The 12,283-nt window shown below is 62.4% G+C and carries 8 protein-coding genes; 7 read left to right on the top strand and 1 reads right to left on the bottom strand.

The window, feature by feature from the left end:
* Positions 1-167 precede the first annotated feature (167 nt).
* The gene (locus tag D0Y96_RS14540) at positions 168-1,481 is read left to right on the top strand and encodes an SAM-dependent methyltransferase (protein ID WP_117301271.1); all 1,314 of its coding nucleotides are present in this window, start codon (positions 168-170) and stop codon (positions 1,479-1,481) included.
* A gap of 21 nt (positions 1,482-1,502) precedes the next feature.
* Here D0Y96_RS14540 and D0Y96_RS14535 read toward each other — a convergent pair whose 3' ends face one another.
* The gene (locus D0Y96_RS14535; protein ID WP_117301268.1) at positions 1,503-3,752 is read right to left on the bottom strand and encodes a RelA/SpoT family protein; all 2,250 of its coding nucleotides are present in this window, start codon (positions 3,750-3,752) and stop codon (positions 1,503-1,505) included.
* 372 nt (positions 3,753-4,124) lie between these two features.
* Between D0Y96_RS14535 and D0Y96_RS14530 the strand changes: the two genes are divergently transcribed.
* The 6 genes from D0Y96_RS14530 to D0Y96_RS14505 all read left to right on the top strand — a co-directional run bounded on the left by D0Y96_RS14530 (position 4,125) and on the right by D0Y96_RS14505 (position 12,182).
* Positions 4,125-5,330, top strand: coding sequence for a class I SAM-dependent rRNA methyltransferase (locus D0Y96_RS14530; RefSeq protein WP_350449084.1), 1,206 nt, complete (start codon positions 4,125-4,127; stop codon positions 5,328-5,330).
* A gap of 278 nt (positions 5,331-5,608) precedes the next feature.
* Complete coding sequence (gene tyrS, locus D0Y96_RS14525) at positions 5,609-6,850, top strand: tyrosine--tRNA ligase (protein ID WP_117301263.1); 1,242 nt, start codon at positions 5,609-5,611, stop codon at positions 6,848-6,850.
* A gap of 24 nt (positions 6,851-6,874) precedes the next feature.
* Positions 6,875-7,180, top strand: a complete 306-nt coding sequence (locus D0Y96_RS14520) for a CopG family ribbon-helix-helix protein (RefSeq protein ID WP_117301261.1) — start codon at positions 6,875-6,877, stop codon at positions 7,178-7,180.
* 81 nt (positions 7,181-7,261) lie between these two features.
* Positions 7,262-7,543 carry a type II toxin-antitoxin system RelE/ParE family toxin gene (locus D0Y96_RS14515; protein WP_117301259.1) on the top strand — a complete coding sequence of 94 codons (282 nt, stop codon included), beginning with the start codon at positions 7,262-7,264 and terminating at the stop codon, positions 7,541-7,543.
* Positions 7,544-7,773: 230 nt separating this feature from the next.
* Entirely contained in the window at positions 7,774-10,329 is a 2,556-nt protein-coding gene (locus D0Y96_RS14510; protein WP_117301256.1) for an ABC transporter permease, read from the top strand.
* Positions 10,330-10,487: 158 nt separating this feature from the next.
* Complete coding sequence (locus D0Y96_RS14505; RefSeq protein ID WP_117301253.1) at positions 10,488-12,182, top strand: alpha-amylase family protein; 1,695 nt, start codon at positions 10,488-10,490, stop codon at positions 12,180-12,182.
* Positions 12,183-12,283: the final 101 nt, after the last annotated feature.

Below are 12,283 nucleotides of genomic sequence, written 5' to 3'. Positions count from 1 at the left end.
GTCTGCCGATATTCTCTCCAATCGGATTACTTTGTATCTTCGACGACTCGGCGTGGCGCAGAAGTTATAGACCATCTTAGAAACGGAAGCAGTATCCATCTTTTCCGCAGCCATCTTCTGCGAGGTTTTAGGCATCTTACGGAACGTAGTTTGTGGAAGGAGGCGATATGCTTTCATCCGTCCTGCGGTCTGCCAACTCTCATCTGATCCGGTATCTGGCTGCGGCTCTGTTGCGGGAGCTCGCTGAAGAAGAAGCCGGGCCAGCATTCTCTGTCCGGTTTTGGGACGGAAGCTGCACTGAACCGCGACACCCGCCTCCATTCACACTGGTTCTGCACGATCCCTCGGCACTGCGGGTGCTTTTCGACGCACCGGATGAGCTGACTCTCGGCGAGTGCTTCATGCGTGGGCACATCGACGTGGAGGGCGATCTGCAGGCGGCGTTTGCTCTTGCCGAACGGCTGATGACCTACCAGCCGAGCGCGACGCAGCAGGCGATTCTTCACAGACTGGCCGCGTGTCTGCCCGAAGAGAACACGGAGATGCAGGGGCACCTGGGCGAGGGCGATGGAGCTCTGCATTCGAGGGAGCGGGACCGGGCCGCGATTGCTTATCACTACGATGTCTCGAATGAGTTTTACCGGTTGTGGCTCGACCGCTCGATGCTCTACTCGGCCGGATATTTTGAGAGGACCGATGACACGCTGGAAGCCGCTCAGCTTCATAAACTGGACTACCTGTGCAGAAAGCTGCGCCTGCAGCCGGGAGAGAAGCTGCTGGATATCGGCTGCGGATGGGGCGGGCTGATTCTGCATGCGGCCTCGCACTACGGGGTCGAAGCGTGCGGCGTGACGGTGAGCGTTCGTCAGGCGGAGCTGGCTCAGGAGCGCATTGAGGCGGCGGGGATGAGCAGCCGGTGCGCGGTGCGCATCTGCGATTACCGGGACCTTGAGGGCGCGGAGAGGTATGACAAGATCTGCAGCATCGGCATGTTCGAGCACGTCGGCGAGCCGATGCTGGGATCGTATTTCGAGCAGGCATGGCGGATGCTGCGGCCGGGAGGCGTGTTTCTGAACAGCGGCATCGCGGCGTCGGCCACATACAGGAGACCGGGCGCGTCGTTTATCGACGAGTATGTGTTTCCGGATGGCGACCTGGTTCCTCTTTACAGCGCGCTGCAGCAGGCGGAGAGATGCGGCTTTGAGGTGCGCGACGTGGAGGAGCTTCGCGAGCACTATGCGCTGACCCTGGATCGCTGGGTGGAGGCGCTGGAGCGTCACAGCGACGAAGCGAAGCGGCATACCGGCGATATGACATACCGCATCTGGCGGCTGTATATGGCGGCGGCGGCGCGGGCCTTCCGGCAGGGGCGCATTCACCTGTATCACACGCTGCTCAGCAAGCCGGAAGCGGGGGAGTGCCATCTGCCGCTGACACGCACGGACTGGTACGAGGATACGGTTCAGGCACGCGCTGCGTAAGAACGCCGCTGACGAGACGGCTTACAGCTTCTGGGAGCGCTGCACGTCGCGCACGCCGGGAACGCGGCGGAGGCCCTGCACGAGACGGGCAAGATGGCGCACGTCTTCGGCTTCGACGACGAATTCAACGAGGGCCTCTCCGTTTTCGGTGGGATTGGAATCGACGGAGCGGATGTTGGTGTTGTCGTCGCTGATGACGGCAGTCATTTCCTTTAGCATGCCGGTGCGGTCGTCACAGTGGATGGTCAGCCGCACAGGATAGGTGAGGCGCCTGCTGCCTGAGGTCTCTTCGGCGGGGCGAGCCCATTCGACCGAGATGCGGCGATCGGACTCATAGAGGAGATTCTGCACGTTGGGACAGCTGCGCGCATGTACGGCGACGCCTTTGCCGCGCGTGACGTAGCCGATGATCTCTTCGCCGCGAATGGGATTGCAACATCGCGCGCGATAGACGAGCAGCTCGTTCTGTCCTTCCACCTGAAGCGAGTCGGCGCTGCCGCTGCTGATCGAGACGCGACGCACGGCATCGGAGACGCCGGGAGTGACGGCGGGCGTTTCGGCCTCCTGCTGAGGGTGCATGAGACCGGGCGCGAGGCGGTTGAGCACCTGGCGCGCCGAGTATTTTCCAAAGCCGACGGCGGCCAGCAGATCGTTGGGCGTGGCCACGCTGTATTCGGCGGCGATGCGCGCGAAATCGGACTCCTCGAACTTCGAGAGCGGCACTTTGTATTTGCGTGCTTCGCGCTCGAGGAGCTTGCGGCCGAGCTCGATGGCGCGCTCGCGCTGATGCTCGTTGAGCCAGTGCTTGATCTTGTTGCGGGCGCGTGAGCTTTTGACGAAGGTGAGCCAGTCGCGGCTGGGCGTGTGGCCGTTCTGGGTGACGACTTCGACGATGTCTCCGTTGCGGAGCTTCGTGCGCAGCGGCATGATGCGGCCGTTTACCTTCGCGCCGACGCAGGTGTTGCCGACTTCAGTGTGGATGGAGTAGGCGAAGTCGAGCGGGCTGGCGTCTTTGGGCAGGACGACGACCTTGCCCTTCGGGGTGAAGGTGTAGACCTCTTCGGGGTAGAGATCGATCTTGAGCGTGGAGAGGAACTCGTTGGGATCGGTCATCTCCCGTTGCCACTCGACGAGCTGGCGGACCCAGGCGAGGCGCTGCTCATCGCGAGCACTGATGGGCGAGCCGGTGGCTTTGTACTTCCAGTGCGCGGCGATGCCCTCTTCGGCGATGCGGTGCATCTCCTCGGTACGAATCTGCACCTCGAACTGGTGGCCGCCTTCGCCCATGACGGTGGTGTGGAGCGACTGATAGAGATTGGGGCGCGGCATGGCGATGAAGTCCTTGATACGGCCGGGGACGGGGCGCCAGATGCTGTGGATGAGGCCGAAGACGGCGTAGCAGTCCTGCACGCTGTTGGTGATGACGCGAAGGGCGAGCAGATCGTAGACCTGATCGACGGAGATGCGGGCCTTGATCTGCTTCTGGTGAATGCTGTAAAGGCGTTTGATACGCCACTCGACGCGGGCTTTGATGTTGTTCTCGCGGAGGCGCTCCTGGAGCAGGTCTTCGACGCCGGCGAGGAACTGCTCGCCTTCGACGCGGCGGGCTTCGACGGCGTCACGAAGCTGCTGCCAGGCGAAGGGATCGACGTAGCGGAAGGAGAGGTCTTCGAGCTCGCCGCGGACTTTGCCCATGCCGAGACGGTGGGCGAGCGGGGCGTAGATGTCGAGGGTTTCGCGGGCGATGGCCTGCTGGCGCTCGGGGCGGAGATGCTCGAGCGTGCGCATGTTGTGGAGGCGGTCGGCGAGCTTGATGAGCACCACGCGGACGTCGCTGACCATGGCGAGAAGCATCTTGCGGACGTTCTCAGCCTGGCGGTCTTCGCGGTTGGCGAACTGGATTTTGTCGATTTTGGTGACGCCCTCAACGATGTGGGCGACCTGCTCGCCAAAGCGGCGGGTGATGTCTTCGGTGGTGACCGGGGTGTCTTCGACGGCGTCATGGAGCAGGCCGGCGGCGATGGCGGTCGAGTCCAGCTTCATCTCTGCAAGAACAAGAGCAACCTCAAGAGGATGAAGGACGTAAGGTTCGCCGGAGGCGCGAAGCTGGCCTTTGTGGTGCTCGAGGCAGAACTCCCATGCCTGGCGGATGAGGGCGGGATCGTCGCTGGGACGGTTGGCGCGCACAAGGCTGAGCAGCCTGCCGAACTTCTCGGCAAACAGATCGGGGGTCTGCCCGGCCGCCGGAGCGGCGGTTTGCACGGTCGCCATAACTTATTATAGGCGTGATCGAAAAAAGAAGTGTGAATCGGGGGAGCCGGGCAGTTTTTTGAAGAAGGATTTCGGGTGGAATAGAAAAAGGCAGATCCCTCCGCTGCGTCGCGGCTTACGGCAGCGACTTCGGTCGGGATGACAGGATGAAAGAGTTTTCATTCCCATGTCCGAACAGACGGACATGGGCACCCGGCCAGCGAGATCTCCTTCAGAAGAAATCCGGCGGCCTGTGCGAAGATTTTCATTAGTCCCATGCCTGCTCATACACCACGGAAAACACGCCAGTCATCCTCATTTCCCGCCGAAGAACCGGTGCCATCTGCGGGGGAACGCGAAGCCTCGGCAAGCGAATCAGAACAGGAGGGGCCGGTGGCGGTTATTTCGCGGAGGGCTGCGGACCGGCTGCGGGCGGGGCACGTGTGGGTGTATCGCTCAGACGTGGAAGAACTGGCCGGGGTGGATGGCGAAGATGCTCCAGCGCTGCTGCCGGTAACGGACCGCCGCGGGATGCTGCTGGGCACGGCGCTGTACAGCGGGGCTTCAGAGATTGCGCTGCGGTTGATCTCGCAGGAGGCGATCGGCGAGGATGCGTGGCTGGCGCTGCTGCGGGAGCGGCTGAAGGCGGCGATTGCACTGCGGCTGCCGATGCTTTCCGCAGAGACCGATGCGTGCCGGCTGGTCTTCAGCGAGGCGGACGCGCTGCCGGGCGTGATTGCGGACAAATACGGCGACCTGGTGATTCTGCAGCTGCTGTCGAAAGCACTGGACAACGATGCGGTGCGCCTGGTGACGGCGGAGACACTGCGCGAGGCGGTGCATCCGCGAACCATTGTGGAGCGGCCGGATGCGCGGATTCGCGAGCTGGAAGAGCTGAGCGCTCCTGCGGCGGCGCCGCTGTATGCACGGGATATCGAAGAGCCGCTGACGAAGACGGTCTTTCACCTGAACGGGCTGAAGTTTCATTACGACGCGAACTCCGGGCAGAAGACGGGCGCGTTTCTGGATCAGCGGGAGAACTACGCGGCAGCGGCGCGGTACGCGCATGGCGAGGCGCTGGACGTGTGCACGTATCAGGGAGGGTTTGCGCTGCATCTGGCGAAGACCTGCCGGCGCGTGACGGGCATCGATGTATCGCATGCGGCGCTGGAGGTGGCGGAGCAGAACCTGGCGGCGAACCGTGAGCAGCTGAAGGACTCGGAGGTGGACTGGATTGAGGCCAACGCCTTCGATCTGCTGCGCGAGTGGAGCGATGCGGGCGCGGCATACGACACGATCGTGCTCGATCCTCCGGCGTTCGCGAAGTCGAAGCGGGCGGTGGACAGCGCGCTGCGCGGCTATAAGGAGTTGAACCTGCGGGCGCTGAAGATGCTGCGGCCGGGCGGGGTGCTGGTGACGTGCTCGTGCTCGCATCATGTCTCTCCGGCGGAGTTTACGGAAGTGGTGCGGGCGGCGGCGGGCGATGCGCGGCGCAGAGTGCGGCTGATCGAGCGTCGCGGTGCGGCGGCGGACCATCCGGTGATATTGACGATTCCGGAGACGGAGTATCTGAAGTGCCTGGTGTGTGAGGTGAGCTGAGAAGCGGGCAGCTGGTGAGACGGGCAGCTGAAAAGCGGTCAGCGAAAGAACGGACAGCTAAGGTCCGGTTAGCGGAAAGACGGTCAGCGAAAAAGCAGCCAACTGACAAAACGGGTAGCAAGATAAGCCAATTCCAGGACCGGTTTCACCACAAAAACAGGGATCGTGCGGCATTCGTCCTGGCATTTGCTGATCGCCTTTTGCTGACCGCTTCACCAGCTATCCGCTTTTTAGCTAACCGGTTCTTTGCTGGCCGGAGTTTCGCTATCCTTAAACCAATGACTACTTTTCTTCCTGTGGATGAGCAGATGGATCTGCTCGAGAAAGGCGCGGCGGAGATCATTCGTGTCCCCGAGCTGCGCGAGCGTCTCGAAAAATCGCGCCAGACGGGCGTGCCGCTGCGCGTGAAGGCGGGCTTCGATCCGACGGCTCCCGACCTGCACCTTGGGCATACGGTGCTGATGCGCAAGCTGAAGCACTTTCAGGATCTCGGCCATCAGGTGATCTTTCTGGTGGGCGACTACACTTCGCTGATCGGCGACCCGACGGGGCGCTCGGCTACACGCAAGCCGCTGACGCGCGAGCAGATTGACGAGAACGCGAAGACGTATACCGATCAGGTCTTCCGGATTCTCGACCGCGAGAAGACCGAGGTTCGCTTCAACTCGGAGTGGCTGGGAAAGCTGAGCTTCGAAGACATCATCCGTCTCGCCGCGAAGTTTACCGTTTCACAGATGCTGGAGCGCGCGGAGTTTCATGCGCGCTTCGAGAATGAGCAGCCCATCTCGCTGCACGAATTTATGTATCCGCTGGCGCAGGGTTATGATTCGGTCGCTTTGCGCTCCGATGTGGAGCTGGGCGGCACGGACCAGAAGTTTAACCTGCTGGCCGGGCGCGAGCTGCAGCGCGACTTCGGGCAGCCGCCGCAGATTGTGCTGATGACGCCGATTATCGAGGGCCTCGACGGCGTGCAGAAGATGTCGAAGTCGCTCAATAATGCGATCGGGATTCACGAGCCGCCGCAGGAGATGTACGGCAAGCTGATGTCGATCTCGGATGAGCTGATGTGGCGCTACTGGATCTATCTGACCGACCTGCGGCAGAGCGAGATCGACCAGATGCAGACGGACGTGGCGAGCGGCGCGCTGCATCCAATGGAGGCGAAGAAGCGGCTGGCACGGACGATTGTCGCCGGCTTTCATTCGGAAGAAGTGGCGCGGGCGGCGGACGAGAACTGGGCGCGGCAGTTTCAGCAGAAGAGCGATGACGTCGAGGGACTTGAAGAGATACGGCTGGACGCTGACGAACTTGGCATGGACGCGGAGAAACGTATTCGCGTGGCGCGCCTGCTGACGGCGACTGGACTGGCCGCGTCTTCGTCGGAGGCCGACCGCAAGGTGAAGGAAGGCGCGGTGCGCATTGACGGCGAGATCGTGAAGCAGACGCACGTGGTGGTGTCCGCTCCGGCGAAAGTGACGCTGCGCGTGGGCAGGCGGGCCAAGGTTGCGGTGATCGGGTAATCCAGCCTGTGTAAGAATGTGTTTATGGCGAACACAAAGAGCACAACCTTCAGCATCCGCCTGAAGCCGGAGATCAGAAAACGCCTTGCGAAACTCGCGAAGGCCTCCGGGCGCAGCTCGAATTTCCTGATCTCCGATGCCGTGGAGTCGTATGTCGCCGATCAGGAAAAGCTCATGGCTGAGATTGAACTGGCAGACAGTCAGGTGAAGTCCGGCCATTACATTCGCCATGAGGATATGAAAGCGTGGCTCCTCTCATGGGGCACTGCGCAGGAGTTGTCTCCCCCTCGCTGCGTCTGCGGCAAAGACCATGATGATGAGATTGGGTGACACGGCTTCTCCAGCCGATGAAAATCTCAATGCATATTCCCGACCCTGGCCTCCGAAGAGGTACTTCTCTATGGGGTTCTTATGGCTGAGATTGTTTGGTCTTCGAGCGCTTTGGCTCGGCTGCAGGAAATTCGTGCCTTCGTGGCTATGGACAAGCCCGATGCGACAGAGCGGCTGGCAATGCGGATTGTGGCTATGGTGGAAGTCCTGCGCCAACATCCGCATGCAGGACGAGCGGGAGCCGTTCCGGGGATACGGGAACTGATCGTGGGAGGCACGCCCTACATCATTCTGTATCGAGTGGAAGATCAGAAGGTCACGATCAATACGATCTGGCACGCTGCACAACAGCGTCGATCCTGAACTTCAAATCATCATCGCAGCTCTTCGATTCGGCCGGTGCCGAAGCCGCCGCAGCGAATCCATGAGAGCCGGATGACCGCCAGCTTTCGCGACCGGATAAAATTGAAGACCTCTTCCGGGTTGAGCATCGCGGGGTTGAGCATTGCGGGCCCATTGTGTCATACGGGCGGATCGGACGGGAACCGGCCGGCCGGAATCTGCGTACCGGGGTGAAGGAGACTTTCGTCCCTATGCTCTTTGAAGACATTCGCTACGCACTGCGCCAGTTTGCCAGGGCTCCAGGGTTTACGGTCACCGCGATTCTGACTCTGGCGCTGGGCATTGGCGCGACCACGGCGATTTTTACGCTGGTGAACGCGGTGCTGCTGAAGTCGCTGCCGGTGACGAAGCCGGAAGACCTGGTGCGGGTGGGCGACACCGAAAACTGCTGCATCAACGGCGGCATGCAGGACGACTGGTCGCTGTTTTCGTACGAGCAGTACAAGGAGTTCCGCGACAACACGCCGGGGTTTTCGATGCTGGCTGCCTTTCAGGCCGGCATCAACCAGATGGCGGTACGACGGCAGGGCAGCAATCATCCGGCGGAGGCGATGCTGGGTGAATTTGTTTCGGGCAACGCCTTTGAGAGCTTCGGGTTGAGCGCTTACGAGGGCCGGCTGCTGCGCAATGCGGACGACAGCAAGGGCGCGCCGCCGGTGGCGGTGATGAGCTACCGCATCTGGCAGCAGAAGTTCGGCAGCGATCCTTCGATTGTGGGCGCGAGCTTTCTGGTGAACGGAGAGCCGGTGACCATTGTGGGCATTACACCGCCGGGGTTTTACGGAGAGCGGCTGGCGAGCAATCCGGCGTCGCTGTGGTTTCCGCTGAACAGCGAACCGCTGCTGATGAGCACACGCAGCGTGCTGGAGCGGCCGGAGCTGGACTGGCTGAACGTGATTGGACGGGTGAAGACCGGGACCAGCCGCAAAGAGATGGAAGCGCGGATGCAGGTGGAGCTGCGGCAGTTTCTGGACAGCCCGCTGGCGAAGGTCGATGCGCGGGCGAAGATTCTGATTCCGAAGCAGACGCTGCACCTGGCGCCGGGCGGGTCGGGCGTGCAGCGGATGCAGGACGAGTATAAAAACGGGCTGCACCTGCTGATGTGGATCTCGGCCTTTGTGCTGCTGATTGCCTGCGCCAACCTGGCGAACCTGATGCTGGTGCGGGCGACGACGCGGAAGCAGCAGACCTCAGTGCGGGCCGCGCTGGGCGCGCCGCGCGGCATGCTGGTGCGGCAGGCGCTGACGGAGAGCGTGGTGCTGGCGGTGCTGGGAGGCATCGCAGGACTGATGGTGGCTTACGGCGGAGCGCGGCTGATTCTGCATCTGGCGGAGGGCAAGAATTATGTCCCGATCGATGCGACGCCTTCGCCGGAGGTGCTGGCGTTTGCCTTTGCAGTATCGCTGATCACGGGCGTGCTCTTCGGGGTGGCTCCGGCATGGATGACGGCGCATGCCGATCCGATCGAGGCGTTGCGCGGTGCCAACCGCTCGACGAAACACAGCGGCCTTTGGACGCAGAAGGCGCTGGTGGTGATCCAGGCAGCGGTCTCCCTGGTGCTGCTGTGCGCGGCGGGGCTGCTGATCCAGAGCCTGCGCAATATGCAGCATCAGCACTTCGGCTTCGACACGGCCAACCGGTACATTGTGCATATCGACCCGCTGACGGCCGGTTACAAGCCCGAGCAGCTGGAAGCCTTTTACCGCCAGCTGCACGATACGCTGATCGAGATTCCCGGCATGAAGAGCGCGGCGTTTTCGCTCTACAGCCCGATGGAAGGCGACAACTGGGGCGAGGGTGTGTTTATCGAAGGCAAGCCGCTGCCGGCGCCGGGAAGCCATGACGGCGGCGCCTCGTGGCTGCGCGCCAGCGCGGGCTATTTCGATACGATCGGCACGAAGATGCTTGCCGGGCGAGGCATCACGGAGCAGGATACGGCTTCCACGCGCGCGGTTGCGGTGATCAACCAGGCGTTTGCGAAGCATTTTTTCAAAGACGAAAATCCGATCGGGAAACACTTCGGAGATATCGACCCGAAGTATGCGGGCAGCTATGAAATCGTCGGAGTCACCGAGGACACCAACTACTGGAGCGCGACCGGGTACTGGGGATCGAAGGACGGGAAACATCCCATGTTCTTTCTGCCGGCGACACAGTGGATGAAGTACACCGAGCCGGGAGCGGTTCAGTTTGAAGATGTCTCACACTATCTGACGGCCATTGAGCTGCAGACGGCGGGGCCGCTGCCGGGCTTTGAGGCACAGGTGCGGCACACGCTGGCGCAGATCAATCCTAACCTTACGGTCATTGACTTTCAGACCTTCGGCGAACAGGTTGAGGGGCAGTTCAGCCAGCAGGAGATGATCGTCAAGCTCACTTCCCTCTTCGGATTCCTGGCGCTCATTCTCGCCTCCATCGGTCTCTACGGAGTCACCTCGTACGCGGTCGCGCAGCGCACGGGAGAGATCGGCATTCGCATGGCGCTCGGCGCGGATCGCGTGAACGTGCTGCAGCTTGTGCTGAGGAGCGCGTTTCTGCAGGTGGCGATCGGACTCGCCATCGGAATTCCGACGACGATCCTCGCCGGACATTTCATGTCGAGTCTGCTTTACGGCATCAAAATATGGGACCCGTCGATTCTCGCCATCACGGCTCTCGTTCTGGCCGCTGCAGCCTTTGTGGCCGCGGTGGTACCGGCACGGCGGGCTGCGAGCATTGAACCGATGCGCGCGCTGCGGACGGATTAGTCTGCGTCCTTTTTACGGCACCCTTCGACTTCGCTCAGGGCAGGCTCTGAAGCTGTACCCTTCCCGAAGATCCTTCCGATCAACCGGCTCGTGAAGCGTCTGACACGCTCTTTCTGTCTTATCCTTCTCGTGCACGTCGAGGAGGTTATTCACAGATCATGAGCTCCCCGCTCTTTTCCAGCCGCAGAGATGTTCTTCGCGGCCTTGGCCTGGCCGCATGCGGCGCCGGCGTTTCACTTGCCGCGCCCGGAGAGGCTTTTTCTCAGACAGCTTCGAGCTTCATCCGCATTCTTCGGCAGCCGGATCTGGTCACTGCGATTTCGGAGACGGAAGAGCGTCTTCGGATGGAGCGGGCGGGCGCTGCGTGGCGGAGCGGCGATGTCACGGTCACCTGCGATGAGAGCGCGAAGGATCTGACAGTGAGCGTCTCGGCTGCGGCCTCGGCGCTCAGGCATGTGCATCTGCGCTGGAAGGCCGCGCTGCGCCATGATCTGAGAGTGCTGGGCGACGCGTGGGAGCGAAGCTATGGCGAGCTGGGATGGCGGGAGATGGTTCCCGAGCGGCCGATGCCGTGGTACTTTCTCAGCTTCGACGGACGGAGCACGCACGGTTACGGAGTGAAGACGGGCGGAGGCGCGCTGGCTTTCTGGCAGTGCGATGGGGAGGGCATCTCGCTGTGGCTGGATGTGCGGAACGGCGGGAGCGGCGTGGCGCTGAACGGACGCACGGTGCAGGCTGCATCGGTGGTAACGCGCGAAGGCCATGCGGAGGAGTCTTCATTCGAGGCGGCGAGAGCGTTTTGCCGGGTGATGTCGCCGGAGCCGCGGCGGATGGCGCAGGCAGTGTACGGGAGCAATGACTGGTACTACGCGTACGGCAACAGCTCGGCGGAGGATATTCTGCGCAGCGCGCGTCTGATGGCGGAGCTGGCTCCGGCGAGCGGGCCGCGGCCGTTCGCGATTGCCGATGACGGCTGGCAGAATCACGAGCGGTTTCCGGATATGGCGGCGCTGGCTTCGTCGATTCGCAGCGCGGGCGCACGGGCGGGGTTGTGGGTTCGTCCGCTGCGGGCGGTGGGAGAGGCGAACGCGAATCTTTTGCTGCCGGCGGCGCGCTTCGGACGGGAGAACAATCCTGCGACGGCGGCTCCGGCTTACGATCCGACGATTGCGGAGGCACGCGAGAAGGCGCTGGATGCGGTGCGCGAGGCGGTGCGCTGGAAGTATGAGCTGGTGAAGCATGACTTCACCACGTGGGAGCTGCTGGGACAGTGGGGCAACGAGATGGGCGCTTCGCCCACGCTGCCGGGATGGAGCTTCCATGACCGCACGCAAACCAATGCCGAGATCATTCGGGGGCTGTATCGCGCGATTCGGGAAGCGGCCGGCGAGGAGACGATTCTGACCGGGTGCAATGTCGTGGGGCATCTGAGCGCGGGGCTCTTCGAGATGCAGCGCACCGGCGACGATGTGAGCGGAAAGCTGTGGGAGCGCACGCGGCGCATGGGCGTGAATACTCTGGCCTTCCGGCTGCCGCAGCATGGCAGCTTTTTCATGCTGGATGCGGACTGCGTTCCGATCACGGGCGCGATTCCCTGGACGCTTACGCGGCAGTGGCTGGAGGCCGTCGCGGCAAGCGGCACGGCGCTGCTGGTATCGGCCGCAGCCGATGCCACGGGCGCGGAACAGAAGCAGGCGATACGCGATGCCTTCCGGCTGGCTGCGGAGAACGCGAACGCCACTCCGCAGGACTGGCTGCTTACGCATACTCCCGAGACCTGGGCAGAAGGCACGGGACGGAAGAGGCAGTATGCGTGGCTCGAAGACGGCGGCGCCGATCCGTTCCGCGTCTAGATTTCGTGTTCGGGTCGAAGTGAAGAGCAGCGCTGATGTCAGGACAAGGGGGAGTTGCGGCTCGAAACAGAACTGCAGATCCCTCCGCTTCACTCCGTTCC

It is taken from the genome of Paracidobacterium acidisoli (assembly GCF_003428625.2).
Classification (GTDB): Bacteria; Acidobacteriota; Terriglobia; order Terriglobales; family Acidobacteriaceae; genus Paracidobacterium; species Paracidobacterium acidisoli.
Note: the sequence above shows the minus strand (reverse complement) of the source record. Positions and strands in the feature narration are given on the sequence as shown.

Bases quoted from the DNA above. Each gene is read 5' to 3' on its own strand.
- D0Y96_RS14540 (WP_117301271.1), top strand. From the start codon at position 168: ATGCTTTCATCCGTCCTGCGGTCTGCCAACTCTCATCTGATCCGGTAT.
- D0Y96_RS14535 (WP_117301268.1), bottom strand. From the start codon at position 3,752: ATGGCGACCGTGCAAACCGCCGCTCCGGCGGCCGGGCAGACCCCCGAT.
- tyrS (WP_117301263.1), top strand. From the start codon at position 5,609: ATGACTACTTTTCTTCCTGTGGATGAGCAGATGGATCTGCTCGAGAAA.
- D0Y96_RS14520 (WP_117301261.1), top strand. From the start codon at position 6,875: ATGGCGAACACAAAGAGCACAACCTTCAGCATCCGCCTGAAGCCGGAG.
- D0Y96_RS14515 (WP_117301259.1), top strand. From the start codon at position 7,262: ATGGCTGAGATTGTTTGGTCTTCGAGCGCTTTGGCTCGGCTGCAGGAA.
- D0Y96_RS14510 (WP_117301256.1), top strand. From the start codon at position 7,774: ATGCTCTTTGAAGACATTCGCTACGCACTGCGCCAGTTTGCCAGGGCT.
- D0Y96_RS14505 (WP_117301253.1), top strand. From the start codon at position 10,488: ATGAGCTCCCCGCTCTTTTCCAGCCGCAGAGATGTTCTTCGCGGCCTT.